Genomic DNA, 26,841 nt, shown 5'->3' on the forward strand with positions numbered 1-26,841 from the left:
CTGCTGTTCTCATTGTCCGAGAATCCGGGCGGAAGTTGCGGTGGGCCCGGCTCAGGGATGGACGTGTTCTCTTCTCCACTTCGCCACGGTCCGGGCGAGCTCCGCGGTGGGTTCCCCGGCCTCGGTGAGGGCCGCGAGCGCGGTGTCCGCGAGCGCCAGGGCCTGGGGGCGTGCGTCACCCGCGTCCCATGAGGCGCGCGCCAGCTCGAACTGGAGCACCGCCATGCGCTCCGGACTCCAGCCCAGGGGGCGGATGATGGCCAGGGCGCGCTCCGCGGCGTCACGGGCCCGCCGGGGCTGCTTCAGCTCCAGCGCGGTCCGCGCCAGCTCCGTGAGGCTGGAGACGAGCCAGGGCGACTTCGGGCCCGCCTGCGCCTCCTTGAGGGCCAGCAGCCGCTCCAGCTCGTCGGAGGACTCGCGCGCCCGGCCCAGCCTGCGCAGGAGCGCGGCGCGCGCCTCGCGCGTGGCCAGCGTGGCGTTGTTCTTCGGCTCCAGCAGGCGGCCCTGGAGCGCCAGGACGCGGTCGTAGCCCTCCAGCGCCACGTCCAGCTGGCCCCTGCGCGCCTGCATCCGGGCCAGCTCCTGGAGTGACACGGCGTACTCCGCGTGCTCCCGGCCCCGGCCGCGCTCGGTCAACGCCAGCGCCTGCGCGTGGTAGCGCTCCGCGACGTCCCACTCGCCCAGGTCTTCGTGGATGCGGCCCAGGTCGTTGTGGAGCCGCACGGTGGCCAGGTGCGTGTCGCCCAGCATGGCGCGGCGCAGCTCCAGGGCCTGGGTGTAGAGCGGCAGCGTGGCGCGTCCTCCCTCCAGCGCGCGGCGCGCGTCCGCCAGGAGGATGAGGGTGTTGGCGACGGTGGGGTGATGCGCGCCCAGCAGCCGCCGCTGGGTGGCGAGCGCCCGCTCGTACATCTCCCGGGCCTCCCGGGGACGGCCCTGGCGCTTTCGCACCAGCGCGAGGTTGGTCAGGACCTTGACCGTCTCCACGTGCTCCGGGCCCAGGACGCGCTCGCGCACGGCGAGCGACTTCTCATAGTGCTCCGTCGCCTGGGGAAGCAGTCCCTCGCCGAAGTAGAGGACGCCCAGGTTGTTCTCCAGCTGGGCGGCGACCTCCTCCACCGGGCCGGAGCGCTCCAGCAGCGACCTGGCGAGCACGGCCAGCTCCAGCCCCTGGTCCATGTGCTCCAGCTCATAGCCCGTGATGAAGACCCGCTCCGTCACGGCGCGCAGCGCCTGGAGGTCGTGGCGTCCCGCGAGCGCGGCGTGGAAGCTGGCGGTGTAGCTGCGCTCCGCGTCCTCGTAGCGGGCCAGCCGGTACTCCAGCCAGCCCTGGGCATACAGGGCCTCCGCCTCCAGCGGCCGGTACGCCAGCTCGCGCGCCACCGCGAGCGCCGCCTGCGCATCCGCCAGCCCCTGCGCGAAGCGCCCCGTCTCCAGCAGCACCTGCGCGCGGGAGAGCTTCGCGCGCGCGTCCGCGAGCTTCGCGGCCACCCCGGGCCCTTCCGGCGGCGGCACCACGGCGAGGAGCGACTCCACGCGCGCGCAGTCCGACACGCGCGGCAGCTTCTGCGACGCCTCCGCGGCCTTCTCCACCAGCGGCGCGTCCGCGTGCTCCAGCACGTCCGCGAACACGCCCAGCGACTGCAGCCGCGAGTCCAGGCACGCCATGCGCAGCGCGAGCACGGACTCCGGCTGCTCCTGCCGCACGCGCGTGGCCTGGCAGGTCCGGACGTAGCCCGCCTCCCAGCCGCGGGCGTAGTCCTCCAGGTTGCGCACCACCGCCTCCGCGGCCTCCGCGGCCAGCGGGCTGCCGGTGGCGGCCAGCGCCTGCTTCACCTTCGCGCCCCGGGCCTCGCTCCAGACGGGGGACATGCGCGCGGGGGCGCCGCCGCAGGGGTCGGACGCGCTCCGCGACACGAGCGCGAGCGCCGCGACCACCGCGAGGCCGAGCGCGCCCACGGCGACCTGGGTGCGCCGGCGGGGCGGGTCGCGTGCCAGGTCCTCCAGCAGCGCGTCCATGGACGGGTAGCGCTCCGCCGGTGACACGCTCAGCCCGCGCACCACCGCGCGGCGCACCCACGCGGGCACGCCGGTCTCCTTCACCGGAGCCTGGAGCCGGCTGAAGTCCGGGGGCTGGCCGCGCGCGAAGGGGCGGACGCCGAAGAGGGCTTCGTACAGCGCGACGCAGAAGCTGAACTGGTCGCCGCGCGCGTCGCCGGGCTCACCCCTCCACTGCTCGGGCGGCATGTACGCGGGCGTCCCCATGAGCGAGCCCGTGCGCGTGAGGTCCACGGGCCCGGGCGTGGGCGTGATGCCTTCCGGGAGCGCGCCCGGTGCCAGCGCAGTGGAGCCCTCCGGCAGCCGCGCCAGCCCGAAGTCCGTCACCCGCACGCGGCCCTGGCCGTCCACCAGCACGTTGTCCGGCTTGAAGTCGCGGTGGATGAGGTGCGCCGCGTGCGCCGCGGCCAGTCCCAGGCCCGCCTGCCGGTACGCGGCGAGCACCTCGCGCCACGAGCGCGGCTGTTCCTTCAGCCACTGGCGCAGCGTGCGGCCCTCGACGAACTCCATCGCCATGAAGAGCCGGCCGCCCACCGTGCCCACGTCGAAGACGGTGATGACCTGCGGATGCGACAGCCGCGCCACCGCCTGCGCCTCGCGCAGCAGCCGCTGCTCCAGCTCCACCGCGCCGTCTCCCTTGAGCGTGCGCACCAGCTTGAGCGCCACCTTGCGGTCGAGCTGCGGGTCATACGCGCTCAGCACCACGCCCATGCCGCCGGAGCCCACCCGGTCGATGACGACGTAGCGGCCCAGCACGGTGCCCCGTCCGAACGCCTCGTCCTGGACGCGCGGCCGGCCCGTGTCGGGGCGCTCCGGAGGCAGCACGTCGGGCAGGGTGGAGGGCTCGCTGCCCCGGGCCGCCTCGGCCACCAGCGCGAGGCACGTGGAGCACGCATCCAGGTGCGCCTCCACCGCGCGGGCCTCCTCGGCGCCGAGCGAGCGCGCGCAGTACGCCAGCAGGGTGTTCTCGTCGGGGCAGGTCATGGCGGGGCTCAGCGCAGCAGGTGACGCACGCTCAGGTCCAGGCCGCTCAGGAGCGATTGAGCCAGGCTGTGCAGTTCCGGTTCGTCGACGTTGAGCCGGCGGCGCAGCTCCGCGTGGGTCCGCTCGGCGAGCGTGTCGCGCGCGGCCTTGAGCCAGCGCGTCATGGTGGCGCGGCTCACCCCGTGCACCCGCCCGATGTCCTCCACGCCCACGTTCTCCACTAGGTGCAGCCGCAGGAAGGTGCGCTGGCGGGGCTCCAGCGACGCGAGCGCCGCGGCGATGGACGCCTCGATATCCGCGTGGTGACGGTGCTTGAGCGCCGCGAAGGATGGATCCTCCGAAGGCAGCAGCGTGGGCAGCAGTGCCTCCACCGGACGCGTGGCGCGCTCGCGCAGCTCGGTCATCGCCAGGCGCAGGGCGACGGTGCGCACCCACGCCTCCAGCGGTCCCCGGCCGTCGTACTCCGCCAGGCGCGGAGGCCCGTCCGGCCGGGGCAGCAGCAGCCGCTCCCGCAGCCGTTGCAGCGCCTCGTCCACCACGTCCGGCGCGATGCCCCGGCGGCCCAGGGCCATGCGCGCGGCGGGGAGGTGCTGGCGCTCGAAGTGGGCGAGCGCCGCGGGCACTCCCCGCGCGCAGGCACACGCGAGGAAGAGGTCCTCCGCGTGTGCGACCGGAGCGCCCCCGGAAGCCGCCGTCCGCGCGGCGAGGTGGGCAAGGAAGTCCTCGCGCGGCAGCTCCACCCCGGGCCATGCGGCGCGGGCCCGGAGGTAGATGGCGTCGGCGGGGGCGGACGGCTCCATGGGGCAGGGGAGTCTAGCGAAGAAGCGGCCTACCCGATTCCGAGCTGCCGGCGCACCTCGGCCGCATCGTCGTTCACCTGCTGGACGTACAGGTTGGAGTCGTTCTCCACCGGCGGCGCGTAGCGGTTGACCAGCGCCGTCCAGTCCCCGCTGTCCAGCTCGGCCCGGTAATGGGTCCCCAGCAGCTTGAAGTACGCCTCGATGCCCTGCTGAAGCGTGGGCCAGCCCGCGAAGCTGCCGGAGGCGTCCGGGGACGTGAAGGCTTCGAACGCGCCCTCCTGGCCCACGAACTTGAGGTTGCCCGGGTTGTTGGCCGCGACGGACGCGCCCGCGGTGCCCCACTGCGACTCCTTCCACAGCATCGCGAGCGCCAGGTCGATGGGCACGTCGTACTTCTCGGCCATGCGCATCAGGAACTCCCCCTGGCCCTCGAAGCCGGACTCCGCGAGGGACGTGGCGCCCGGCGCCAGCCGCACCGACTCCAGCGCCTGGCCCTGGGCCGTGACGTCCGGGGACGGCGCGTCGGTGGGGGCCACGCCCGGGGGCGGGTGGATGGCGACGGAGTAGCCGCCGTACTGGTGCTCGCCGAGGAAGCGCTGGAGCTCCGCGGGCGTCAGCTCCGTCACGGTGCTGGACGGGTCATGGACGATGAAGTTGCCCTCGGGCGTCATCCCGGTGACGGCGATCCAGTGCCCGCCGCTGAAGTTGCCGGAGGTGAAGGCCGGCGACTCGTTCTGCAGCATGACGTGGCTCTCGCCGTTGACCGCCACCAGGTTGCCGGAGGCGAGCTGCTCTTCAATCCAGCCCACGTCGGTCCCCGGGTTGACCTCCGACGTGAGGCCGTTGTTCGCGGCCATCCGCTGGATGTCCGCGTACCCCACGCCCGCGGAGGTGATGCCCACGCCCTGGCCCAGCTGGTTGATGAACGCGCCGTCGGACATGCCGGTCCCCAGGCCGTAGCCCTTGAGGATCATCGCCATCGTGGTGGGGCCGCAGTTGGACTGCTGGTTCCAGTCGTCCTCAGTGCCTTCGGAGGACATCTGCTTGATGGAGGGCACCGGGTAGCGCTCCCCGGGCCGCGCCGGACCGCCCGTGGGCGTTCCCCCCGGGGTGCCCGTGGGCGTTCCCGGGGTGCCCGTCGGGGTGCTCGGAGGACCGGAGGGCGAGCCCGTCACCGCGCCCGGAACGGCCGGGAGCTGGAGCGTCGCGCCCGCGATGATCAGGTCCGGGTTGGTCAGGCCGTTGAGCTGGACGATCTGGTCCGCGATGGCCTCCACCGGCCCCGGCACGCCCTGCTGCATCAGGTTCCAGGCGAGGTCGCCCACGGTGTCCCCCGGCTGGACGGTGTAGGCCGTCGTGGCCGGCGAGCGCGGGGGCAGGGCCTCGCGCAGGGCCTCCCCCGCGTCGCGCAGCCGCTCTCGCAGCACGGCCTGCCGGAAGTCCTCCAGGGAAGGGTGGGGCACCGTCGGAGGCCGAGGGGGGCGGCGATCGAAGCCGTCCGGAAAGTGATGGGCGCCAGCGGGGCGGACCGCCGCGCGCGGGGCGGGCTTCGCCGGGGGAGCGGGCAGGGAGGGACGGGAGGGCGCCAGGGAAGAGAGGAGATTGCGAATGGTCATTTCAAACTCCGAAGACAGCGTTTGAAATGTTTGTCGATAAAATGCGAATTGTTGTTTCGTTCCCCCTGGTCGATTTGGCGGACGGCGCCCCGGGCTGAAATCCCCAGTTGAATCAGTAGGTTGGAAGAAAGTGGAGGTGGAAATGAGCCACTAATCCGGCCCGGCCCGTCTCCCTGTGGGGCGGGGTGAAACAGGATATTCAATTGGCGTCTGTCTTTGCTTCGCGGCTGCCTGGAGGCCTCCTTCCCGACAGGGGGCGGGCGGTCATGACGCTTCGCGCTGGCCTCCAGGGGCCGGTCGGGGGGAAGAATGGGGGACGTCGTTTCCCACCGTGAGGTCCTTTGTCATGCGCGTCATCAACTTCAACGCCGGCCCCGCCGGTCTGCCCCTGCCGGCCCTCGAGCAGGCCCGGGATGAGCTGCTCGACTTCCATGGCACGGGCATGTCCGTCATGGAGCACAGCCACCGTGGCAAGGACTACGAGGGCGTCCACGACGAGGCCGTCGCGCTGCTGACGGAGCTGTTGGGCATCCCCGCCACGCACCAGGTGCTGTTCCTCACCGGCGGCGCGTCCCAGCAGTTCGCGCAGGTGCCCATGAACTTCCTCACGCAGGGCGCCTCCGCCGACTACCTGATGACGGGCGTCTGGAGCGAGAAGGCCTTCGACGAGGCGAAGTACTTCGGCGCCCCGCGCATCGCGGCCACCACCGTGCAGCCGGACAAGCGCTACCTGCGCGTGCCCCGGCAGGGAGAGCTCCAGCTCGACCCCCAGGCCGCCTATGTGCACCTGACGAGCAACAACACCATCTTCGGCTCGCAATGGCACACCTTCCCGGACGTGGGCCGCGTGCCGCTGGTGGCGGACATGAGCTCGGACTTCCTCTGGAAGCCCACGGACGTCAGCCGCTTCGCGCTCATCTACGCGGGCGCGCAGAAGAACCTGGGCCCCTCCGGCGTCACGCTCATCATCGCGGCGAAGGACTTCATCGCGAAGGGGCGCAAGGACATCCCCAAGTACTTCCGCTACGCGACGCACGCGGAGAACAACTCGCTCTACAACACGCCCCCCACGCTGGCCATCTACCTGGTGCGCAACGTGCTCCAGTGGGTGAAGGGGCTGGGCGGCCTCCCGGCGCTGGAGCGGCGCAACCGCGAGAAGGCGGACGCCCTGTACGGCACCATCGACCGCAACGCGGGCTTCTACCGGGCCCCGGTGGAGCGCGAGTCCCGTTCAGTGATGAACGTCGTCTTCCACCTCCCCACCGAGGAACTGGATGCGGCCTTCGTCGCGGAGGCGAAGAAGGCCGGGATGGTGGGAATCAAGGGCCACCGCACGGCGGGAGGCATCCGCGTGTCGCTCTACAACGCGGTTTCGCCGCAGGACGTCAAGACGCTGACGTCCTTCATGGATCAATTCGTGAAGACGCACGGCTAGGTTTGCGTCCAACATCGCGCAGGAACCCACCCGGAGGTTTTCCATGAAGAAGACGCTGACCGCCGTGCTGCTGTCGCTGACCCTCGCCGCGCCCGTCATGGCCAAGGACATCGCGGGGGTGAAGTACCCGGACACCGCCACCGTGGCGGGCAAGGAGCTGAAGCTCAACGGCGTCGGCCTGCGCAAGAAGGCCATCTTCAAGGTCTACACCGTGGGCCTCTACGTGGAGAACCCCACGCAGGACGCCGCCGCGCTGCTCAACGCGGATGAGGTGAAGCGCGTGCGCATGTTCATGAAGCGCGACCTCAAGAAGGAGCAGATCACCGAGGCCATCGAGAACGGCTTCAAGAAGAACGCCGGCGCGAACCTGCCCAAGCTCCAGGACCGCCTGAACACCTTCAAGAACGCCATCCCCGCGGAGGTGAAGGAGGGCCAGGAGCTCATCCTCACCTACGTCCCCGGCAAGGGCACCAACGTGCAGGTGTCGGGCGGACAGGCCATCGACGTGGAGGGCAAGGACTTCGCGGACGCGCTCTTCTCCGTGTGGCTGGGCAAGGACCCCGTGGATGACGGCCTCAAGAACGGGATGCTGGGCAAGGAAGACTGACGCACCGCCTCCCCTGAGCTTCTTTCGCGCGCGCCCCGGGCGTGTCCCTTCTTCACTCGGAGGGACGCTCCCCGGGGCGTCGTCGTTTCGCGGCGACGCCATTGCTTCAATGGTGGACAGCGCGGGGCGCCCCTGTCACACGCTCGTGAGTTGCCGCTGGAATGCCCTGGCGCATCCGGCGTTGATGCGCGCCAAAACCGCACCCCACCCCTGTCCGTGCTGGAGAACGCTGTGAAGCGACTGGCCCTGTTCGCCGCCTCCTGTGTCCTTGGCGCCGCCTGCAAGACGGCGGAGCCCACCCCCGAGCCGCCCCGGGCCTCCACCCCGGCCCCCGTGGCCAGCGCCGCCCCGTCGGAAGCGGCCGCGCCCGCCCCGTCCGAGCCCGGGGCCCCCAACGCCAACGTGCCCATGGCCGAGCGCCCCATGCCCCCGGGCCTGGACGCCGCGGTGATGGACCCGTCCGTGAACCCCTGTGACGACTTCTACCAGTACGCCTGCGGCGGCTGGCTGAAGACCACGGAGATCCCCGCCGAGCGCGCGCGCTGGAGCCGCGGCTTCGAGACGGTGGCCGAGCGCAACCAGACCGTGCTGCGCGACATCCTCACGAAGGCCGCGGAAGGGCAGGGCGAGGGCACCCCGGAGGAGAAGAAGCTGGGGGACTACTACGGCGCCTGCATGGACGAGGCGAAGCTGGAGGAGTCGCTGCCCACGCTGCGCACCTACCTGGCGAAGCTCAACGGCCTGAAGAACGCGGAGGCCGTGGCGAAGGCGGTGGCGTGGCTGCACGCGCGCAACGTGAACGCGCTGTTCCGCGTGACGTCGGACCAGGACCAGAAGGACGCCACGCAGGTCATCGCCGTCGTGGACGCGGCGGGCCTGGGCCTGCCGGACCGCGACTACTACCTCAAGCCGGACCTGAAGATGCGCGAGGCGCGCGCCGCCTACCAGGCGCACGTGCAGAAGGTGTTCGAGCTGCTGGGCGACGCGCCCTTCGTCGCCAGCCGCAAGGCCACGGGCATCGTCGCCATCGAGACGCGCCTGGCCACCGCGCGGCTGCCCAAGGCCGAGACGCGCGAGCCGGAGAAGGTCTACCACCGGCTGGAGCGCCAGGGCCTGAAGAAGCTGGCCCCCGCCTTCCAGTGGGACACGTACTTCGCCGAGGTGGGGCTGCCCGCCGGTGAAGCGCTCAACGTGACGCAGCCGAAGTTCTTCTCGGAGGTGTCCGGGCTGGTGCGCCAGCAGCGGCCCACGGACATGGGGCCGTACCTCTCCTACCACCTGGTGAAGAAGGTGCAGACGGCGCTGCCCAAGGCGCTGCGCGACGAGTTCTTCCGCTTCGAGTCCACGGTGCTCACCGGCGCGAAGGCGGACCTGGCGCGCTGGAAGAAGTGCGTGGAGGCCACCGACGACGCGCTGCCGCACGCGCTGGCCAAGCCCTTCATCGCGCGCACCTTCGGCGCGGAGGGCAAGGCCACCACGCTGGACATGGTCCAGCAGATTGAGCAGTCCTTCGAGCGCAACCTGGACACGCTGTCCTGGATGGACGCGGAGACGAAGGCCCAGGCGCTGGTGAAGGTGAAGAAGATCACCAACAAGATCGGCTACCCGGACCAGTGGCGCAGCTACGACGGGCTGGACGTGAAGCGCGACTCGTTCCTGGACAACCTGCTGGCGGCGGACGCGTTCGAGCAGGCGCGCCAGCTGCGCAAGGTGGGCCAGCCGGTGGACCGGCAGGAGTGGTTCATGTCTCCGCCCACGGTGAACGCCTACTACAACGCGGCCACCAACGAGATTGTGTTCCCGGCGGGCATCCTCCAGCCGCCCTTCTTCGGGCGGGACGCGTCCGCGGCGGTGAACTTCGGCGCCATGGGCATGGTGGTGGGCCACGAAATCACCCACGGCTTCGACGACGAGGGCCGCCAGTTCGACGCGGACGGCAACCTGCGCACGTGGTGGACCCCGGCGTCGGACAAGGCCTTCCGCGAGCGCGTGGCCTGCGTGAAGAACCAGTACGACCAGTACACGGCCGTGGACGACGTGAAGGTGAACGGCAAGCTCACCCTGGGCGAGAACGTCGCGGACCTGGGCGGCCTCAAGCTGGCGTACGCGGCCATGGAGGCGTACCTGGCCAAGTACCCGGACCAGGCGGCGAAGGCGAACTCCTACCGGTTCACCCCGGGGCAGCAGTTCTTCCTCGCGCACGCGCAATCGTGGTGCTCGAAGATTCGTAACGAGGCTGCGCGGCAGCGGGCGCTGACGGATTCGCACTCGCCGGCGTTCCTGCGCGTGAAGGGGCCGGACGTGAACCTGCCGCAGTTCCAGCAGGCCTTCTCCTGCCCCGCGGGGTCGAAGATGGTGGCCCCGGCTGCGAACCGCTGTGAGGTCTGGTAGGCCTTCGGGCCCTACCTGGAGGAGGACGTCATGGGAATCTGCTCGTGGCTGGTGTTGGGCGGTATCGCAGGCTGGCTGGCCAGCATCATCAAGGGCACCAACGCCCGGATGGGGATGTTCGCCAACATCGTCGCCGGCATCGTCGGCGCGATGGTGGGCGGCTGGGTGTTCAGCTTCTTCGGCGGCAGCGGCGTGACGGGCTTCAACCTGTACTCGCTGCTGGTGGCCACGGTGGGCGCCGTCATCCTGCTGTCCATCCTGCAGATCATCCGCAGATAGGGCCCTCCCGCGTCGCTGCCTAGAAGAGCGACAGCTGGGGGGAGGTGGAGGGCCGCGCGGGGCGCCGGAAGGTGTCCGGCGCGGCCTCCGTGACGGACGAGGCGCGCATGCCCACCTTGCGCGCCGCCGTCGCGAAGAGCTGGTGGATGGTCTGCGCGTAGAGCCCTTCGCCGCGCATGCGGTGCTTGAAGCGGCCGTCGGTGAGCTCCCCGCCGCGCGTCTCGCGGATGCGGTGCAGCACCCGGTCCGCTCGCAGGGGCAGCTTCGCGCGCAGGCGCTCCTCGAACACGGCCTGCACGGGGCCTGGAAGCCGCAAGAGCGTGTAGTGCGCGCGCGCGGCACCGGCCTCGCGCGCGGACGCGAGCACCCGCGCGATGTCCTCGTCGTTGAGGCCGGGGATGATGGGGGCCACGGACACGGCCACGTCGATGCCGGCCTCCGTGAGCTTGCGGATGGTGGCCAGCCGGCGCTTCGGCGTGGCGACCACCGGCTCCATGGCGCGCGCCAGCTCCTCGTTGTGGAAGGGGAGGCTGATGCTCACGCTGAGCCGGGCCTCGCCCGCGAGCCGCTGGAGCACGTCCAGGTCGCGCTCGATCAGCACGCCCTTGGTGATGATGCCCACGGGGTTGCGGTACTCGGCGCAGACCTCCAGGCACTGGCGGGTGAGCCGCAGCGACGCCTCCAGCGGCTGGTAGCAGTCCGTGACGCCGCTGAAGACGACCGTCTCGCCCTTCCACGACGGGCGGTCGAAGGCCTCGCGCAAGAGCTCCGGGGCGTTGGGTTTGACGACGAGGCGGGTCTCGAAGTCGGTGCCCGCGCCGAAGTCCAGGTACTGGTGCGTGGGGCGCGCGTAGCAGTAGGCGCAGGCGTGGAGGCAGCCCCGGTACGGGTTGACGCTCCAGGAGAAGCACACGTCGGGGCTGTCGTTGCTCGCGATGATGGAGCGGCTGTGGTCCTCCCAGACTTCCAGGCGCGCCGGGGGGATCTCGTCCAGGTACTCCACCGCGGTGCTCGCCCAGGGGTTGGGCGGATTGTCGACGGGACGGGCCTTCACCTTCCCAGGGTGTGACTGAAAGCGCGTTCAGTCAAGGCGTTGCTGGGAGTGTTGGAAAGAAGAAGGCCGGTGGTTCCAGGAAGGAACCACCGGCCTTGGTTCTTCAGAGCGGCGGAAGGGATTCGAACCCTCGACCCCGAGCTTGGGAAGCTCGTGCTCTACCAACTGAGCTACCACCGCGTGCGACGGGTGAAGCAGGGCCCAAAGTAGGGGCGGGGCCCTGCCTTGTCAATCAGAAGTCGGGGCTACTCCCCCTCCTCGACGGTGAGCTGGTACGAGTCCTGGAAGTTCGCCTCGCGGTTCTTCGCGTCGCGGACTTCGAAGACGTAGACGCCGGGCTCGGCGCTGTAGCGGATGGTCTCCGGCTGGTCGCCCTTCGCGCGGTCGGACGTCTGCACCAACGACAGCTTCCCGTCCGGCTGCAGCCGGTGCAGGTACAGCCCCACGTCCACCTTGAGGATGCCCAGCAGCGTCGCGGTCAGCGCCGTGCGCACCGGCCGGTCGGACAGGTCCACCCGGTAGTAGTCCACGTCCTTCGCCGGATACACCGTGCCCCGCACCGCCTTGCTCAACGTCAGGTCCTGCGCGCGGTCGGACGTGTTGTTGGGCTCGCGCTCCTCGCTGCCGTTGTCCGGCACCGTCGTCACGCTGATGCGGTAGGGCTGGTCCGCGTTCTCGAAGTCCCGCACGAACTTGCCGTTCACCTTGCGGAACGACCCCTCCACCCGGAAGTAGCAGGTGCCGCTGCACGCGACGTTGTTGAGCCGCTCCGGCTCCTTCAGCGCCCCGTCGTTGGCCTTGAGCAGCACCGTCTCCTTCAGCCCGTCGCCCTGCGGCGGCTCCACCATCGACAGCGTCAGGTCCAACCGGTCCACGCCCGACAGCTCCACCTTCGCCAGCACCGGCTCGCGCGCCGTCAGCACGTAGTGGTCCACGTCCGACTTCGGCGACAGGAAGCCCTCGCGATAGCCCGCCCCCGTCAGCGGCGTGGCCTTGAGCAGCTCGTCGTTGGGCTCCAGCTCCGCGTGCGCCCCCGCCTCCTCCTGGGACACCGTCAGCGTGTACGGCACCTGCGCGTTGTAGGTGCGCCGCTGCGCCTTGCCCGTCCCCGTCCAGCCGCCCTTCACCACCACGTAGACCACCCGGTCCGTGGCCCGCACGCCGATGTTGCGCAGCGCGAGCGGCTCGCCCTCCTTGCCCTGCAGCGTGAACAGCGGCGCCTCCGCGGCGGACAGCACCGAAATCTCCGGCCGCACGCCCTCCACGGCGGACAATTCAATCTTCAGCGCCACCGACGGCACCTCGGGCTCGGGCGGAAGGCCCGCGTCCACCACCTGGGCGGCCAGCGCACCGCCCAGCTCCCCGATGGGCGCCGTCGGGGCCGCGTTCTCCGGCGGCGGCGCGGGCGGCTCGCCCCCCCCGAACGTGCCCTCCGGGGTGGGGGAGGGCGCCGCGTTGTCGTCGATGACCGGCGTCTCGTCCGGCACGGGCGGCGGCGGAACGGCCGCGGGCGTCGAACCCGGCGCCGGTGCCCCCGGAGCCTGGGCGCCGCTGTCCTGCGCCGCCGGCACGTCCTCGGGCGCGACCGGACCGGCCAGCTCCACCCGGTACCAGTCCTCGTCCCCCGAGTGCCCCAGGAACGCCGTCACCGTCTGCCCCAGGGGCAGCGCGGCGGCGTCCACGGCGCGGTCGTTGGGCTCGCGCTCCTCGCCGTCGTTGGGCTGGCGGTACTTCACCTCCAGCGTGTACGCGCCGCCCATGCCCTTGCGCGCGGGCGACACCACCAGCCAGCGCTCCTGCTCCACGTAGAGGTTCGGAAGGCGCTCGCCCTTGCCCTCGCCCTCGCTGTTGACGCCCACCAGCCGGTTGCGGTCCTGGTCGTAGACGTCCAGCTTCACGTCCCCGCCGGGCAGGCCCGTCACCGTCACGTCCGCGATGCGCGGGGTGCCGGGGGCCAGCCGGTACCAGTCCTCGTCCAGCTTGTTGGGCTCCGCCGCAAGGCCCCCCGTCACCACGCTGTCGCGCGTGACGGCCAGCGCCTGGTCGGGCCGCTCGTTGGGCTCCTTCTCCGTGAGGGCGGAGGGGCCCGTCTCCACCGCGCCCGCGTCCGGCGCTTCCGCCGGCACGTCCTTCTTGCACGCGGCCACCCCCAGCAGCCCCAGGACACAGACCCAGCCCCAACGTCGCATCACGTCCTCCTCCTCGGTCGGTCCGCCTTGTCGGCCTGGGCGTGTCCGGGTGTCAAGCACCCCCAACCCCCGGCGGGCCGCTTTCATCCGGGGTTCCCCGTACGTCGCCTGGAGAACGTCCGGTCCCACGTCGCGGCCCACCGCGAGGTCTGGTGACGGCGGAAGGGACACACCCGGACTGGAGCCCCGGGGTGGGGACGATCCAAGATGCGCCCCATGCGCCGCCTGTCCCTGGTCTCCCTGCTGCTCGTGTCCCCATCCGTCCTCGCCGCTGGGCCCGCCGCGCCCGGCTATGCCCAGGCGGAGGCCTGGGCGGAGAAGGAGGCGCGCCCGGACCACTACGTGCCCTTGAACCTCCTGGACGGCAGGGACACCACCGCCTGGTGCGCGGAAGGGGAGAAGCCCGCCCACGTCTTCATCGGCTTCAAGGAGCCCGTCACCCTGGACGAGGTGCGCGTCTACACGGGCGACGGCACGTCCCGCGACGCGTTCAAGGCCAACGGCCGCGTGCGCAAGTTCACCCTCACCAGCGTGGACGCGTCCCGCAGCGTCACCGTGCAGGACAAGCGCGGCCTGCAGGCCGTGCCCCTGTCCCAGCCGCTCTTCGGCGCGCGCTTCATCCTGGAGGTGACCGACCGCTTCCCCGGCACCAAGGAGGGCGCCCCGGTGTGCCTCACCGACGTCGTCCTCTACTCGGGCGGCAAGCCCCTCAACGGCCCCGCGCTCGCCACCCGGTACAAGTACGACGCGCGCGTGGCCCCGCTCGTGGGCACCTGGTTCGGTGGCCACGAGGGGGCGCCGGAGCGCTTCCTCTCCTTCTTCGTGGACGGCACCTGGCGCTTCTCCCTGGAGCCCCTGGAGACGCCCGAGCCCACCACCGTCGTCAGCGGCACCTACACCGTGTCCGGCAACCGTGTGACGCTGGACATCCCCAAGAAGGGGAAGGTGACGGCCCGCTTCGAACGGACCCCGGCCGGCGAGGGGCCGAAGGCGGCCGCCGCGCTGTCGCTGGACGGGACGCTCCCCGAGGAGTGGGGGAGCGATTTCCGCAGCCAGCCGTGAAGGCGCCCGGGCCGGCGTGAGAGGGCCCGGGCCGCGGCCTAGATGGCGGCCTTGGCCTTCTGCTTGCCGCTGAAGGCGCGGAAGAACTCGATGATCTTCTTCTCCGCGGCGGCGGTGTCGTTCGCGTCAGCGAACTCCGACTCCAGGAAGATGCCCCCGCACGACTCGCAGGTGTCGAACTGCAGGGGGTGATGCCGGTCCCCGCCGACGTAGCGGACGAGGTCCACCTGGCAGTCGGGGCACTGGCCCGTCAGGGCGTCGGCGTCCATCTTGCCGCCCTGTCCCTCCAGGCCGGGAAGGTTGTTGTGGAGGAGGATCCGGTTCAGATCCGCGACGTCGATCCACAAACCGCCACACTCTTTACATTCCCGCAACGTCTCGTGATCCCCTTCGAGATCAGTCATTTCGGCGTTGCAACCGGGGCAATTCATGGGGCGGCTCGTTCTCCTGAAGGGGGGAGCACTGGGTGCTCCCCGGTGAATGGAGAATGATAGGTCGCACAAAAATTGGGATGCAACCCGTGCCGCCGCTTCTGTTGGCAACGCGCCGTCTACCGGCCCCCTGGGCTCAGGTCGACGCTCAGGCCGACGCTCAGGCCGACGCTCAGGCGCGCTCCTTCACGCGGCGGATGTCCGCTCCCAGGCCCCGCAGTTTGCGCTCCAGCCGCTCGTACCCGCGGTCCAGGTGGTAGACGCGGCTGACCTCGGTGTGGCCGTCCGCCCGCAGGCCCGCCAGGATGAGCGACGCGCTGGCGCGCAGGTCGGTGGCCATCACGGGCGCCCCGCTGAGCGCCTTCACGCCCTTCACCACCGCCGTGTGCCCCTGGATGGTGATGTCCGCGCCCAGCCGGTGCAGCTCCGGCACGTGCATGAAGCGGTTCTCGAAGATGTTCTCGGAGATGACGGACGTGCCGTGGCTCACCGTCATCAGCGCCATCAGCTGCGCCTGCATGTCCGTGGGGAAGCCCGGGTGCTCCGTGGTGGTGATGTTCACCGACTTGATGGACCTGGGCGCCTTGCAGCGGATGCCGCCGTCCTCCACCGTGAGGGTGCAGCCCGCCTCGCGCAGCTTGTCCATCACGGCGTCCAGGTGCTCCGGCCGCGCGTGCTTCACCAGCACGTTGCCCCCGCTGATGGCCGCCGCGACCAGCAGCGTGCCCGCCTCGATGCGGTCCGGGAGGATGGCGTGCTCCACCGGGTTGAGGGACTCCACGCCCTCGATGGTGATGACGGACGTGCCCGCCCCCTCCACCTTCGCGCCCATCTTGTTGAGGACGCGCGCCAGCTCCTCCACCTCCGGCTCTCGCGCGCAGTTCTCCATCACCGTGCGGCCCTTCGCGAGGACCGCCGCCATCATCACGTTCTCCGTGCCGGTGACGGTGATGACGTCGAAGTTCACCATGCCGCCCTTGAGCTGCTTCGCCCGGGCCTCCACGTAGCCTTCGGTCAGGTGGATGTCCGCGCCCAGCGCCTTGAGCCCCTTCAGGTGCTGGTCGATGGGCCGCGCGCCAATGGCGCACCCGCCCGGCATGGACACGCGCGCGCGGCCGAAGCGCGCGACGAGCGGCCCCAGCACCAGGACGCTGGCGCGCATGGTCTTCACCAGCTCGTAGGGGGCCTCCGGGGTGATGTCCCCCTCGATGCTGATTTCACACGTGTCCGCCTTCCTGCCGGTGAGCCGCTCGGCCTCGCAGCCCATGGTGCGGAGCACTTCCAGCATCGTGGCCACGTCCGCCAGGTCCGGCACGTTGCGGAAGGTGGTGGTGCCGTCCGCCAGCAGCGCGGAGGCCAGGATGGGCAGCGCCGCGTTCTTCGCGCCGGACACTTCCACCTCACCGTGCAGCGCGGTGCCACCCTTCAAGACGATCTTGTCCATGTCTTTCCCGTGCCCTCTTGCGGTGCTGCTGCCGGGCCGCACGCCCGTGGCCCTCAGGCCGCGGGCTGTGTCCCGAACGCCATGCGTTCACGCCGCTCCAGGTCCTTCTCCACGCGCGCGTCCGCGTACCCCGCGGCGCGCAGGAGCTCCAGGACGGCGCTGCCCTGGGTCTCGCCCATCTCCAATGCAAGCAGTCCGCCAGGCTCCAGCACCCGCCGGGCGCCCTGAATCACCCGGCGCAGCGCGGTAAGCCCATCCGGCCCGCCATCCAGCGCCAGCCGGGGCTCGCGCCGCACCTCCGGAGACAGCCCGGCGATGTCGCCCGAGTCGATGTACGGCGGGTTGGACACCACCACCCGGAACGTCTCGCCCGGGGGGAGGGGAGCGAAGAGGTCGCCCTCCAGCACGCTCACGCGCTCGGCCACGCCCAGGGCCTGCGCGTTCTCACGCGCCAGCGCGCACGCGTCCTTGGACAGGTCCGTGGCCAGCACCGTCGCCTGGGGCCGCTCCGCCGCCACGCTGATGGCGATGCAGCCGGAGCCCGTGCACACGTCCAGCACGCGGCTGGGCGCGTCCTTCGGCACCGAGTGCAGCACCGCCTCCACCAGCAGCTCCGTCTCCGGCCGGGGGATGAGCACGCGCGCGTCCACCTTGAACGAGCGGTTGTAGAACTCCTTCGTGCCCGTCAGGTAGTTCGTGGGCTCGCCCGCCATCCTGCGCTCGATGAGCGCCTTGAAGGCGGCCAGCTCGTCCTTGGACAGGGGGCGGTCCAGGTCCACGTACAGCCGCACCCGGCCCGTCTTGAGCACGTGCGCGAGCAGGATCTCCGTCGTGAGCCGCGGGGCGTCCACCCCGCGCTTCTCGAAGTGCCCCGTCGTCCAGGTGAGGATCCGGCGGATGGTCCAGACGTCGCTCATGATTCGCTGGGGGGCCGCCCGCCGCCCGTCTGCGCCTTGAGGGCCTCCGCCTGGTAGTGCGTACGGCAGGCGGTGATCACTTCGTCCACGTTGCCCACCATGATGGCCGGCAGGTTGTGCACGGTGAGGCCGATGCGGTGGTCGGTGAGCCGGTCCTGCGGGAAGTTGTACGTGCGGATCTTCTCGCTGCGGTCGCCCGTGCCCACCTGGCCGCGGCGCATGGAGTCGCGCTCGTTGCGGATGCGCTCCTGCTCGATTTCGTAGAGCTTCGCGCGCAGCATGCGCATGGCCATGGCGCGGTTCTTCCCCTGGCTCTTCTCCTGCTGGCACTTCACCACGATGCCGGACGGCTTGTGGATGAGGCGCACCGCGGAGTCCGTGGTGTTGACGCTCTGGCCGCCGGAGCCCGTGGAGCGCATCACCTGCATCTCGATGTCCGCCGGGTTCACCTGCACGTCCACGTCCTCCGCCTCCGGCATCACCGACACGGTGATGGTGGAGGTGTGGATGCGGCCCTGCGTCTCCGTGGCCGGCACGCGCTGGACGCGGTGCACGCCGGACTCGTACTTCAGGTTGCTGAACACCGCGTCGCCGGACAGCGTCACCGTGGCGTCCTTCACGCCGCCGGCGTTGCCCGCGCTCATGTCCACGATGTCCGCCTTCCAGCCCCGGCGGTCCGCGTAGCGCAGGTACATCTGCATGACCTCCTCGGCGAAGAGGGCCGCCTCGTCGCCGCCCGCGCCCGCGCGGATCTCCAGGATGACGTTCTTGTCGTCATTGGGGTCCTTGGGCAGCAGGAGGATCTTCAGCGACGCCTCCAGCTCCTCGCGCTGCGCCTTCAGGCCGGGCAGGGCCTCCTTGGCGTAGGCCTTCTCGTCGGGGTCGGCGCTGGACAGCCACGCCTCCACCTCGTTGAGGTCCGCCAGCACCTTGCGGTAGCCGCGGAAGGTCTCCACGAGCTTCTCCAGCCCGGCGCGCTCCTTGGACACCTTCTGGAGCTTCGCCGTATCGGCGAGGATATCGGGGTTCGACAGGTCGGCCGTGAGCCGCTCGAAACGGCGCTCGACCTCTTCCAGTTTGTCAATCATGCGTGGTTCCCGGGGCGTCTTGCCCCTTTGGCCGCCCCGTGGCAAGGGCCGAGGGCGTCAAGGAAAACCTTGGCCGTGCGGGCAGCGGCATGTAAGAACGGCCCCCGTCGCCGCCCGGTGCGGCTCGATTCACGCTCAACACGGAGTCCTTCAACATGGCCGCACAGAAGGGAAATCGTTCCAAGAAGAAGCTGAAGAACCGCGCCAAGACCCGCAAGGCGCAGCTCAAGCGCCGCCGCACGCGCTTCAAGCGCGGCCAGCGCAACAACAAGTAGTCCCGGAAGCTACTGCCCCCCTCTCACACTGGAGGAGGGGGGCGGTGGGCTCCCTGCTCCCCCGGCTTCCAACGCCGGGAGCATCCGCTCCAGCCCCGGTGTCCCCTGCGACGCGGTGCGCAGCAGCGTCATCACCCCTTCGGCCTCGGCACCCGTCACGGGCACCGGCTGGACGGGGAACTCGGGGTAGCGGTCGGTCCTGAGGGGCAGCACGTCACTGGAGAGATAACCCGAGGAGTCGAAGCGCGCCCGCCACAGGACGCTGCGCTTGTCCCGGGGGTTCCAGTTCCCGCCGAACACGAAGTTGCCCAGCGAGTAGACCACCGGCCTGCCCTGGTACAGCTCCATGGACTGGAGCACGTGCGGGTGGCTGCCCAGCACTCCCGCCGCCCCCGCGTCGATGGCCGCGTGCGCCAGGCGCACCTGGTACGGCTCCGGGGTGGTGTTGCCCTCGATGCCCCAGTGGAAGAAGGGCAGCACCAGGTCCGCCTGGGCCTTCGCCGCGGCGATGTCCTCGCGCAGCATCCGCTCCATCACCTCCACGTCGGAGAAGTGCCCCGCCACGCCCGGCGTGGTGTCCGTGGCGTAGACCTCCCGGGGCTCGATGTTGCGCGTGCCCAGGAAGAAGTAGCCCAGGAACGCGACCTTCAGGCCCCCCACGGTGAGGACCGCCGGGCGGCGCGCCTCCGCCAGGGTGCGGCCCGCGCCGAAGTAGGGGATGCGCGCGGCGTCCAGGGCGGCAAGGGTGTCCAGCAGGCCCTGCGCGCCGTAGTCCATCATGTGGTTGTTGGCCAGGCTCACCACGCCCACGCGCCCCGCGGTGAGCACGTTCACCAGCTCCGGGCGCGCGCGGAAGTTGAAGTTCTTGGGCAGCTTCTGCGTGCTGTCCGTGTACGGGCACTCCAGGTTCACGACGAACAGGTCGCCGGAGTCCACGATGGGCATCACCTCGCGGAAGCCGTAGGCGAACATCTCCTCGCGCGTCTTCCCCTTGGCCACCTGGTCGTCGAAGTACTCCTCGTAGTGGTAGCCCACCGTCACGTCGCCGCCCACCACCAGCGTCACCGGGCGGGCGGGGGCTGGAGGGGTCGGCTGCCCGGTGGGGTGTCCGGTAGTGGACCCGGCCGGCGTGGCGGGCGGGGCCTCGCGCGGCGGGCCTTCCGTGGCGGCGGAGGGCTCCAGGCCCGGGGGCGGCCCCGAGGGCGTCACGGGGCGGGGATGACAGGCGGAAAGCGACAGCAGGAGCAGCAGGGCGGCGTGGCGCATGGGCAAGGGGAAACTCTACCTTGCACGGGGAAACGCGCGACGCGTAGATTGCCGCGCGCCCATGGCCCGGGAAAAGGACAACATCGCTCTGTCCGACGAGCACAACACCCGCGGCATCGAGCTGGCGGATCGCGGCTGGCTGGACGAGGCCATCAAGGAGTTCCGGAAGGCCATCGACCTGGACCCCACGTCGGCGCACGCGCACGACAACCTGGCCACGGTCTACGCGGAGAAGAAGCAGTTCCGCGAGGCGCTGGGCGAGTACCTCACCGCGCTCAAGCTGGAGCCGGAGAGCGCCACCGCCCACTACAACCTGGCCTGCTTCCTCTCCACCCACGCCAGCGAGATGGCCGTGGAGGAGTACAAGGAAGCCATCGAGCTGGATCCGGAGTACCCGGACGCCCACCTGAACCTGGGGCTCACCTACGCGGACCAGGGGCGGGTGGAGGAGGCGATGCGCGAGCTGCACTCCGCCATCGAGCTGGACCCGCAGGACGCCTTCCCCCGGCATGAGCTGGCGGCGCTGATGATGGACGAGGGCGACTACCGCTCGTCCATCACCCAGCTGAAGGAAGTGGTGCGGCTGGAGCCGGACAACTTCGAGGCGCAGCTGGACCTGGGCATCTGCTACGCGCAGAAGGGCTTCTACGCGGAAGCGGAGCGCGCCTACGAGCGCGCCCGGGCGCTCAACGCGGAAGACCTCCTGCTCAACTACAACCTGGCGGCGCTGTACGCGCTGTGGGGCCGTCCGAAGGACGCCGTCCAGTACCTGCAGAAGGCGCTGGCGGCGGACCGGCAGAAGGTCCTGGGGTGGCTGTCCGCGGACCCCATGTTCGACGTGCTCAAGGGCGATCCGGACTTCGAAGCCCTCTTCTGAGGGAATCACACAATGGAATGGGTTTTCCTGGGGCTGGCGCTGCTGCTGGTCGTCGCGAACGGTTTCTTCGTGGCGACGGAGTTCGCCATCGTGAAGATCCGCGCCACGCGCCTGCAGTCCCTGGTGGACGAGGGCACGCCGGGCGCGGGCATGGCCCTGAAGATGGTGGGCGAGCTGGACGCGTACCTGTCCGCCACCCAGTTCGGCATCACGCTCGCGTCGCTGGGCCTGGGCTGGCTGGGTGAGCCCGCGTTCGAACACCTGCTGCACCCGGTGATGGAGAAGGTGCTGCCGGAGGCGGTGGCGGCGAAGTACGGCTCCACGGCGGCGGGCATCCTCGGCTTCAGCATCATCACGTTCCTGCACATCGTGATGGGGGAGCTGGCGCCCAAGAGCGTCGCCATCCAGCGCGCGGAGCAGACGACGCTCGCGGTGGCGCTGCCCATGCGCGCGTTCTACTTCCTCTTCTACCCGGCCATCCGGCTGCTCAACTGGCTGGCGGGGCTGGTGCTCAAGGCGGTGGGCCTGCACTCCGCCAGCGAGACGCACGAGGCCACCAACGAAGAGGAGCTGCGCGTCATCCTGCACAGCTCCGCGCAGGCGGGCGCCATCACCACGGCGCGGGCGGAACTGTTGGAGCGCGCGCTGGAGATGGCGCAGAAGACGGCGCGGCAGGTGATGGTGCCGCGCAACCAGATGCGCTACCTGGACGTCGAGGAGCCGCTGGACAAGAACGTCATCGACGCGCGGGCGTCCGGGCACACGTGGCTGCCGGTGTGCCGGGGCAACCTCGACGAGCTCGAGGGCGTGGTGAACGTGAAGGACCTGTTCTTCCTCCTGTCGCGCGGCGAGCTGCGCAGCCTGTCCCAGGTGCAGCGCCCGGTGCTCTTCATCCCGGAGAACGCGACGCTGGAGCAGCTCCTGGCGGAGTTCCGCCGCCGCCGCCGGCAGATCGCCATGGTGGTGGACGAGCACGGTGGCACGTCGGGGCTCGTCACCATCGCGGACGTGGTGGCGGAGGTGGTGGGCGACGTGGCGGAGCTGGGCCGGCGCGTGGAGGAGGTCCGCGCGCTTCCGGGCGGCCGCTTCGAATTGCCCGGCACCGCGCAGCTGGACGACCTGGAGGCCCAGCTGGACGTGAACTTCGACCTGGACGACGAGGAGAAGGGCGAGGTCACCACCATCGCCGGCTACCTCATGACGAAGCTGGGCCGGGTGCCGGAGAAGGGCGACAGCCTCAAGCTCGACATGTGGCGCATCCTCGTGGAGGAGGTGGACGGCCCCCGCGTGGTGCGCGTGACGGTGGAGCCGCAGTCGCGCCCCACCGCGGTGCCCAAGGACGGCGGCGGCCGCCCCTCGGAGCCGCCCGCGCCCTCCGGCGAGACAGGGTGAAGGCCTAGCCCTTGGTGGGCTTCACGGCCTTCTTCTTCGCGCCGCCCTGGATGGAGGCCGGCTTCACCTTGGCGTTGGGCCGGTCCACCTTGAGCAGCTCCAGGTTCGTTTCTCCGTCCGTGGTCAGCTTCAGGATGCCCACGTCCGGCGCGAACCACATGAAGCTCTCCATGGAGCGCCCCTCCGCGCCGGGGCGGCTGGCGCGGGCCGTGGTGATGTTCTTGATCTTCAGCGCCTTGAAGGTGCCCGCCGCGACGGTGACCTCCTCCTCGCCCACCACCGTGGCCTCCTTGTCGAAGGTCGTGGCGATGATGGGGCGCAGGCCGCCCTTCTTCGCCGGGGGCTGGAGCTTCACCGACAGGCTGTTCTTCCAGGTGCCGCCCGGCACCATCACGGACGGCGCCGGCACGGCCGCGCCCTCCGCGTTCACCACCTGCACGTCCATGCCGGACGCGGACAGGAGCGTGCCCTCCAGGCCGCCCAGGCCCGTGCGGACACCGTTGGCGTCGCAGGTGAGGTCCGTCTGGCCGCTGCGCCCCTTGAGGCTCACCGCCAGCGTGGCCTTCACCGTCCCGTCCGGGGCCGGGGCGACGTCCTTCGTCGCCAGCACCAGCTCCGAGGAGCGGCCCGCCCGGTAGGTCAGCGACAGGCCTTCCTCCATGGGGAACCAGGGGTTCGGACAGGGGGCCGGCGCCGCCGCCGCCACCATGTCAGACCGGGGTGCTACCTGAGACGTCGGGGACGCGCCCACGAGGAGCGACAGGGCAAGCAAGGGCTGAAACGTAGGACGCCTCCAGAAAGATCAAGTGGAAGGTAGGGTGGGTCGGCTGCTTTGCAAGGGTGGTGCAAGGCCTCGGGCACACGGGCCTGTAGCACTCGACATAGGGTCATGCGTGGCATGGTCACGCTTGATCCCCGGTGGGGTGCGTTGGTACTCCTGCCGAACGCTGCGGAGCCGATTTTCCGGCCTCGCGCGCGTTTTCACCCCGTCACACCGACGGCCGTAGGGAGAACCGCTGGCATGCGAATCAAGCGCCTGGACATCACCGGCTTCAAGTCGTTCATGGAGCGGAGCGTCTTCTCCTTCGACGAGGGCGTCACGGGCGTCGTCGGCCCCAACGGGTGTGGCAAATCCAACGTCGTGGACGCCATCCGCTGGGTGATGGGCGAGCAGAGCGCGAAGAACCTGCGCGGCCGCGGCATGGAAGACGTCATCTTCAACGGCTCGGAGAACAAGCCGCCCCTGTCCATGGCGGAGGTGTCGCTCACCTTCCTCGTGGACGACACGGACACGCTGTCGCCCCAGTACCAGGGCTTCAGTGAAATCACCGTGACGCGGCGCCTCTTCCGCAACGGCGACTCCGAGTACCTCATCAACAAGACCGTCTGCCGCCTGCTGGACATCACGGAGCTGTTCCTCGGCACGGGCGTGGGCACCAAGGCCTACTCCATCATCGAGCAGGGCCGCGTGGGCCTCATCGTCTCCAGCAAGCCGGAGGACCGCCGGCACCTCCTGGAGGAGGCCGCGGGCGTCACCAAGTACAAGGCCCGCCGCAAGGCCGCCGAGCGCAAGATGGAGGCCACCGAGGCCAACCTCCTGCGCGTCAACGACATCACCGGCGAGCTGGAGAAGCGGCTCGACACGCTGTCGCGCCAGGCGAAGAAGGCGGAGAAGTACCGCAAGCTCAAGGCGCGCATGCGGGAGATTGATTTGCACTCCACCAGCCACCGCTCGCTGGAGCTGATGGCGGAGAAGCGCGTGCTCCAGTCCCGCCTGGAGAACCTGGGCGGCGAGGAGCGCGAGGGCCTGGACAAGGTGAAGGAGCTGGAGGAGGCCATCACCCGGCGCCGCGCGGAATTGGACGCGGAAGGGGCCGCCCTCCAGCAGTACGCCGGCGAGGTCCACGCGCTGGAGAGCGCCCTGCAGCGCGAGGCGCAGGAGCTGGCGTACGGCCGCCGTGACTTCGAGGAGACCCACACGCGCGTGGAGTCCGCGCAGGCGGAGCTGGACGCGCTGCTCGCACGGCAGGCGGAGGTGGTGCAGACCATGACGGCCCGCGAGGCGGAGCTGTCGGGCATCGCCGGGTCGTACAAGGAAGACGAAGTGGCCATGCAGGTGGCCCTGGAGGAGCAGCGCCGCGTCTCCGTCCTCCAGACGGAAATCTCCCTGCGCCTGGAGCAGGAGCGGGCGGGGCTGGTCGCCGTGGCCACGCGCCTTGCGAACCACGAGAGCAACCTGGTCAACCTCGCGCGCCAGCGCGCGGACCTGGAGGCCCGCCGCGCGAAGCTGGCCGGTGAGCTGGAGGCCCTGCGCGCCCAGGAGCAGGAGCTGGACTCCGTGCGCACCCAGGCGGCGAAGCACGTGGAGGACACGCGCCACCTGGCCTCGGAGCTGGCCGAGCGCCGGGGCCAGGAGGAGGAGGCCCTCACCCGCACGCGCGAGGCCTTCACGGAGAACGAGGTCCAGGTCATCGCGCTGCGCGAGGAGCTGAGCGACAAGCGCAGCCGCCTGGCCTCCCTGGAGGACATCCAGAAGAACTACGACGGCTTCGACCGGGGCGTGCGCGCCGTCATGGTGCGCGCCGCGGAGGCCGCCCGCGAGCAGGGCATCTTCGGCCTGGTGGCGGATGTCCTCACGGTGAACTCGCCGCGCTACGAGCGCGCGGTGGAGGCCGCCCTGGGCGAGCGGCTCCAGCACGTCATCGTGGACAGCCGCGAGAAGGGCGTGGAGCTGGTGGAGTACTTGAAGGGCCACGCCGAGGGGCGCGGCACCTTCCTGCCGGTGCCCTCCGGCGAGCAGGCCCGGGCCTTCGTGGAGCCGGACCTCACGCGCCCGGGCGTCCTGGCGCACGCGCTGAAGGAAGTGTCCTGCGAGCCCGCGCTGGAGCCGGTGCTCAAGCTGCTGCTGGGTGACGTGGTCATCGTCCAGGACCTGGCCGCCGCGCGCGAGTACGCGGAAGCCACCCCCGTGCCGTGCACGCTCGTCACCCTGGAGGGTGAGGTCTTCCGCACGGACGGCTCCATCACCGGCGGCGAGCGCGAGGGCGCGGCGGTGGGCGCGCTCCAGAAGAAGCGCGAAATCGCGGAGCTGGCGGCCGAAGTGGCCCGGGTGGAGGAGCGCTACAACGAGATTTTGACCCGCCACTACACGCTCCAGAAGCAGATGGGGCAGGCGGAGGCCGTCCTCAAGGGCCTGGGCAAGGAGCAGCACGCGGAGGAGGTCAACCTGGCCAGCCAGGAGAAGGACCTCCACAAGGCGAGCGAGGACCTGGCCCGGGTGCGCGAGCGGCTGCGCTCGCTGGAGGGCGAGGAGGGGCAGCTCTCGCAGAGCCACACCGCGCTCGCCAACGAGGAGGAGTCCAGCCGCGGCGAGGTGGCTCACGGCCAGGCGGACCGCGAGGCGCGCGAGGAGCGCGTGCGCCAGTACGCCGGGGAGCTGGAGGGGCTGCGCCAGCGCGCGGACACCGCGTCCTCGGACCTGATGGGCCTGCGCGTGAAGGTGGCCGCCGGCAGCGAGCGCGGCGAGTCCGCGCGCAAGGAGCTGGAGAGCCTGGTGGCGCAGCGCCGCGACATGGAGGCGCGCGTCAGCCGCCTGCAGGCCACGGTGACGGACGGCCGCGCCAAGGTGGAGGTGCTGCAGGGCCGGCTCGCGGAGCTGGAGTCCACCCGGGAGCAGCGCGCGGAGGAGCACCGCGTGGCCGCGGAGGCCCTGGAGGCCCGCCGCACCGCGCACACCACCGCCACCACCGAGGTGCGCGAGCAGGACACCGCCTTCCGCGAGCTGCGCGGCCGGCTGGACGAGCTCATGCAGGGCCTGTCCCAAATCACCCTGCGCGAGAAGGAGATTGGCCTGGAGCTGGAGCACCTGGCCGCCGGCATCCGCGAGCGCTACCAGCTGGAGCTGTCCGCGGAGCTGCACAACTACCACCTGCTGGCGCCGCTCTCGCCGGAAGTGGAGAGCGAGCTCAAGGACCTGCGCGCCCAGGTGGAGAAGATGGGGGAGATCAACCTCACCGCCATCGACGAGCACGCGGAGCTGTCCAAGCGCTTCGAGTTCCTCTCCACCCAGCGCCAGGACCTCCAGGCGTCCATCAGCCAGCTGAAGGAAGCCATCGTCCGCATCGACGCGACCAGCCGCGAGCGCTTCAAGCAGACCTTCGACGTGGTGAACGACAAGTTCCAGGCCATCTTCCCGCGCCTGTTCGGCGGTGGCCGCGCCAGCCTCATCCTCACGCAGGAGGGCCCCAACGGAGAGCCGGGCGTGGAAATCGTCGCCCAGCCCCCGGGCAAGAAGCTCCAGAGCGTCAACCTGCTCTCCGGCGGCGAGAAGGCGCTCACCGCCGTGGCGCTCATCTTCGGCATCTTCCTCATCAAGCCCACCCCCTTCTGCCTCCTGGACGAGGTCGACGCCCCGCTGGATGAGGGCAACGTGGGCCGCTACAACGACATGGTGAAGGAGATGAGCCGCCAGTCGCAGTTCATCCTCATCACCCACAACAAGCGCACCATGGAAATCGCCGACACGCTCTACGGCGTCACCATGGAGGAGCCCGGAATCTCCAAGCTCGTCAGCGTGAAGATGCGCGAGGCCTCCGCGCACAACGACGACAAGGTCCCCGCCGCGTCGTAAGGGCGCGGGGCAGGGCAGTGCGCTGAAAAGAAGACGGGCGCCCCGGAGA

19 protein-coding genes and 1 tRNA gene are annotated in these 26,841 nt (G+C 70.6%); 8 read left to right on the top strand and 12 right to left on the bottom strand.

The annotated features are described in order from the left end of the window. Window positions 1–51: 51 nt before the first annotated feature. From NR792_RS39845 to NR792_RS39855, 3 genes are read right to left on the bottom strand one after another with little or no spacing between them, the layout of a single operon-like run. The gene (locus tag NR792_RS39845) at window positions 52–3,039 is read right to left on the bottom strand and encodes a tetratricopeptide repeat protein (protein WP_375757906.1); all 2,988 of its coding nucleotides are present in this window, start codon (window positions 3,037–3,039) and stop codon (window positions 52–54) included. Between the two features lie 8 nt (window positions 3,040–3,047). Beyond that, window positions 3,048–3,839: a sigma-70 family RNA polymerase sigma factor gene (locus NR792_RS39850; protein WP_375757907.1), complete on the bottom strand. Its 792-nt coding sequence runs from the start codon at window positions 3,837–3,839 to the stop codon at window positions 3,048–3,050. 29 nt (window positions 3,840–3,868) lie between these two features. Beyond that, window positions 3,869–5,302, bottom strand: coding sequence for a C39 family peptidase (locus NR792_RS39855; RefSeq protein WP_375757908.1), 1,434 nt, complete (start codon window positions 5,300–5,302; stop codon window positions 3,869–3,871). A gap of 499 nt (window positions 5,303–5,801) precedes the next feature. On the opposite strand from NR792_RS39855, the gene serC reads away from it, so the two are divergent. The 4 genes from serC (at window position 5,802) to NR792_RS39875 (ending at window position 10,167) form a co-directional block, all read left to right on the top strand. Next, window positions 5,802–6,890 carry a 3-phosphoserine/phosphohydroxythreonine transaminase gene (gene serC / locus NR792_RS39860; protein WP_375757909.1) on the top strand — a complete coding sequence of 363 codons (1,089 nt, stop codon included), beginning with the start codon at window positions 5,802–5,804 and terminating at the stop codon, window positions 6,888–6,890. A gap of 43 nt (window positions 6,891–6,933) precedes the next feature. Further along, the gene (locus NR792_RS39865) at window positions 6,934–7,497 is read left to right on the top strand and encodes a chalcone isomerase family protein (RefSeq protein ID WP_375757910.1); all 564 of its coding nucleotides are present in this window, start codon (window positions 6,934–6,936) and stop codon (window positions 7,495–7,497) included. A 231-nt stretch (window positions 7,498–7,728) separates the two neighbouring features. Further along, window positions 7,729–9,888: a M13 family metallopeptidase gene (locus NR792_RS39870; RefSeq protein ID WP_375757911.1), complete on the top strand. Its 2,160-nt coding sequence runs from the start codon at window positions 7,729–7,731 to the stop codon at window positions 9,886–9,888. 30 nt (window positions 9,889–9,918) lie between these two features. Then, on the top strand, window positions 9,919–10,167 hold the full coding sequence (locus NR792_RS39875) for a GlsB/YeaQ/YmgE family stress response membrane protein (protein WP_375757912.1): 249 nt from the start codon (window positions 9,919–9,921) through the stop codon (window positions 10,165–10,167). A 19-nt stretch (window positions 10,168–10,186) separates the two neighbouring features. Here NR792_RS39875 and NR792_RS39880 read toward each other — a convergent pair whose 3' ends face one another. The 3 genes from NR792_RS39880 to NR792_RS39890 form a co-directional block, all read right to left on the bottom strand. Beyond that, window positions 10,187–11,221, bottom strand: a complete 1,035-nt coding sequence (locus NR792_RS39880) for a PA0069 family radical SAM protein (RefSeq protein WP_375757913.1) — start codon at window positions 11,219–11,221, stop codon at window positions 10,187–10,189. 107 nt (window positions 11,222–11,328) lie between these two features. Beyond that, a tRNA-Gly gene (locus NR792_RS39885) sits at window positions 11,329–11,401 on the bottom strand. A 65-nt stretch (window positions 11,402–11,466) separates the two neighbouring features. After that, complete coding sequence (locus tag NR792_RS39890) at window positions 11,467–13,410, bottom strand: ABC transporter substrate-binding protein (protein ID WP_375761764.1); 1,944 nt, start codon at window positions 13,408–13,410, stop codon at window positions 11,467–11,469. A gap of 216 nt (window positions 13,411–13,626) precedes the next feature. Between NR792_RS39890 and NR792_RS39895 the strand changes: the two genes are divergently transcribed. Further along, window positions 13,627–14,472 (top strand): discoidin domain-containing protein, encoded by an 846-nt coding sequence (locus tag NR792_RS39895; protein WP_375757914.1) that lies wholly within the window; start codon window positions 13,627–13,629, stop codon window positions 14,470–14,472. 38 nt (window positions 14,473–14,510) lie between these two features. Here NR792_RS39895 and NR792_RS39900 read toward each other — a convergent pair whose 3' ends face one another. The 5 genes from NR792_RS39900 to NR792_RS39920 all read right to left on the bottom strand — a co-directional run bounded on the left by NR792_RS39900 (window position 14,511) and on the right by NR792_RS39920 (window position 19,893). Continuing rightward, a complete protein-coding gene (locus NR792_RS39900) occupies window positions 14,511–14,903 on the bottom strand; it encodes a zf-TFIIB domain-containing protein (protein ID WP_375757915.1) in 393 nt (130 codons plus the stop codon). A 172-nt stretch (window positions 14,904–15,075) separates the two neighbouring features. Continuing rightward, window positions 15,076–16,347, bottom strand: coding sequence for a UDP-N-acetylglucosamine 1-carboxyvinyltransferase (murA, locus tag NR792_RS39905; RefSeq protein ID WP_375757916.1), 1,272 nt, complete (start codon window positions 16,345–16,347; stop codon window positions 15,076–15,078). Between the two features lie 53 nt (window positions 16,348–16,400). Beyond that, entirely contained in the window at window positions 16,401–17,267 is an 867-nt protein-coding gene (gene prmC, locus NR792_RS39910) for a peptide chain release factor N(5)-glutamine methyltransferase (protein WP_375761765.1), read from the bottom strand. Continuing rightward, window positions 17,261–18,352, bottom strand: coding sequence for a peptide chain release factor 1 (gene prfA / locus NR792_RS39915; protein WP_375757917.1), 1,092 nt, complete (start codon window positions 18,350–18,352; stop codon window positions 17,261–17,263). The genes prmC and prfA overlap by 7 nt, the downstream gene beginning before the upstream one ends. A gap of 284 nt (window positions 18,353–18,636) precedes the next feature. Beyond that, a complete protein-coding gene (locus NR792_RS39920; protein ID WP_375757918.1) occupies window positions 18,637–19,893 on the bottom strand; it encodes a CapA family protein in 1,257 nt (418 codons plus the stop codon). Between the two features lie 61 nt (window positions 19,894–19,954). On the opposite strand from NR792_RS39920, the gene NR792_RS39925 reads away from it, so the two are divergent. Further along, window positions 19,955–20,770, top strand: a complete 816-nt coding sequence (locus NR792_RS39925; RefSeq protein WP_375757919.1) for a tetratricopeptide repeat protein — start codon at window positions 19,955–19,957, stop codon at window positions 20,768–20,770. Between the two features lie 12 nt (window positions 20,771–20,782). After that, the gene (locus NR792_RS39930; protein WP_375757920.1) at window positions 20,783–22,162 is read left to right on the top strand and encodes a hemolysin family protein; all 1,380 of its coding nucleotides are present in this window, start codon (window positions 20,783–20,785) and stop codon (window positions 22,160–22,162) included. Between the two features lie 4 nt (window positions 22,163–22,166). Here NR792_RS39930 and NR792_RS39935 read toward each other — a convergent pair whose 3' ends face one another. Continuing rightward, window positions 22,167–22,871 carry a hypothetical protein gene (locus NR792_RS39935; protein WP_375757921.1) on the bottom strand — a complete coding sequence of 235 codons (705 nt, stop codon included), beginning with the start codon at window positions 22,869–22,871 and terminating at the stop codon, window positions 22,167–22,169. A 312-nt stretch (window positions 22,872–23,183) separates the two neighbouring features. Here NR792_RS39935 and smc point away from each other — a divergent pair, with 312 nt between their 5' ends. After that, the gene (gene smc, locus NR792_RS39940; protein WP_375757922.1) at window positions 23,184–26,792 is read left to right on the top strand and encodes a chromosome segregation protein SMC; all 3,609 of its coding nucleotides are present in this window, start codon (window positions 23,184–23,186) and stop codon (window positions 26,790–26,792) included. Window positions 26,793–26,841 lie beyond the last annotated feature (49 nt).

It is taken from the genome of Corallococcus exercitus, assembly GCF_042231735.1.
In the GTDB taxonomy this organism is placed as follows: domain Bacteria; phylum Myxococcota; class Myxococcia; order Myxococcales; family Myxococcaceae; genus Corallococcus; species Corallococcus exercitus_B.

Excerpts from the sequence above, each read along its gene's own strand:
- prfA (WP_375757917.1), bottom strand. The coding sequence starts at position 18,352 with ATGATTGACAAACTGGAAGAGGTCGAGCGCCGTTTCGAGCGGCTCACG.
- NR792_RS39925 (WP_375757919.1), top strand. The coding sequence starts at position 19,955 with ATGGCCCGGGAAAAGGACAACATCGCTCTGTCCGACGAGCACAACACC.
- NR792_RS39875 (WP_375757912.1), top strand. The coding sequence starts at position 9,919 with ATGGGAATCTGCTCGTGGCTGGTGTTGGGCGGTATCGCAGGCTGGCTG.
- NR792_RS39845 (WP_375757906.1), bottom strand. The coding sequence starts at position 3,039 with ATGACCTGCCCCGACGAGAACACCCTGCTGGCGTACTGCGCGCGCTCG.
- NR792_RS39920 (WP_375757918.1), bottom strand. The coding sequence starts at position 19,893 with ATGCGCCACGCCGCCCTGCTGCTCCTGCTGTCGCTTTCCGCCTGTCAT.
- NR792_RS39895 (WP_375757914.1), top strand. The coding sequence starts at position 13,627 with ATGCGCCGCCTGTCCCTGGTCTCCCTGCTGCTCGTGTCCCCATCCGTC.
- serC (WP_375757909.1), top strand. The coding sequence starts at position 5,802 with ATGCGCGTCATCAACTTCAACGCCGGCCCCGCCGGTCTGCCCCTGCCG.
- smc (WP_375757922.1), top strand. The coding sequence starts at position 23,184 with ATGCGAATCAAGCGCCTGGACATCACCGGCTTCAAGTCGTTCATGGAG.
- NR792_RS39935 (WP_375757921.1), bottom strand. The coding sequence starts at position 22,871 with ATGGTGGCGGCGGCGGCGCCGGCCCCCTGTCCGAACCCCTGGTTCCCC.
- NR792_RS39850 (WP_375757907.1), bottom strand. The coding sequence starts at position 3,839 with ATGGAGCCGTCCGCCCCCGCCGACGCCATCTACCTCCGGGCCCGCGCC.
- NR792_RS39890 (WP_375761764.1), bottom strand. The coding sequence starts at position 13,410 with ATGCGACGTTGGGGCTGGGTCTGTGTCCTGGGGCTGCTGGGGGTGGCC.
- NR792_RS39865 (WP_375757910.1), top strand. The coding sequence starts at position 6,934 with ATGAAGAAGACGCTGACCGCCGTGCTGCTGTCGCTGACCCTCGCCGCG.
- murA (WP_375757916.1), bottom strand. The coding sequence starts at position 16,347 with ATGGACAAGATCGTCTTGAAGGGTGGCACCGCGCTGCACGGTGAGGTG.
- NR792_RS39900 (WP_375757915.1), bottom strand. The coding sequence starts at position 14,903 with ATGAATTGCCCCGGTTGCAACGCCGAAATGACTGATCTCGAAGGGGAT.
- NR792_RS39930 (WP_375757920.1), top strand. The coding sequence starts at position 20,783 with ATGGAATGGGTTTTCCTGGGGCTGGCGCTGCTGCTGGTCGTCGCGAAC.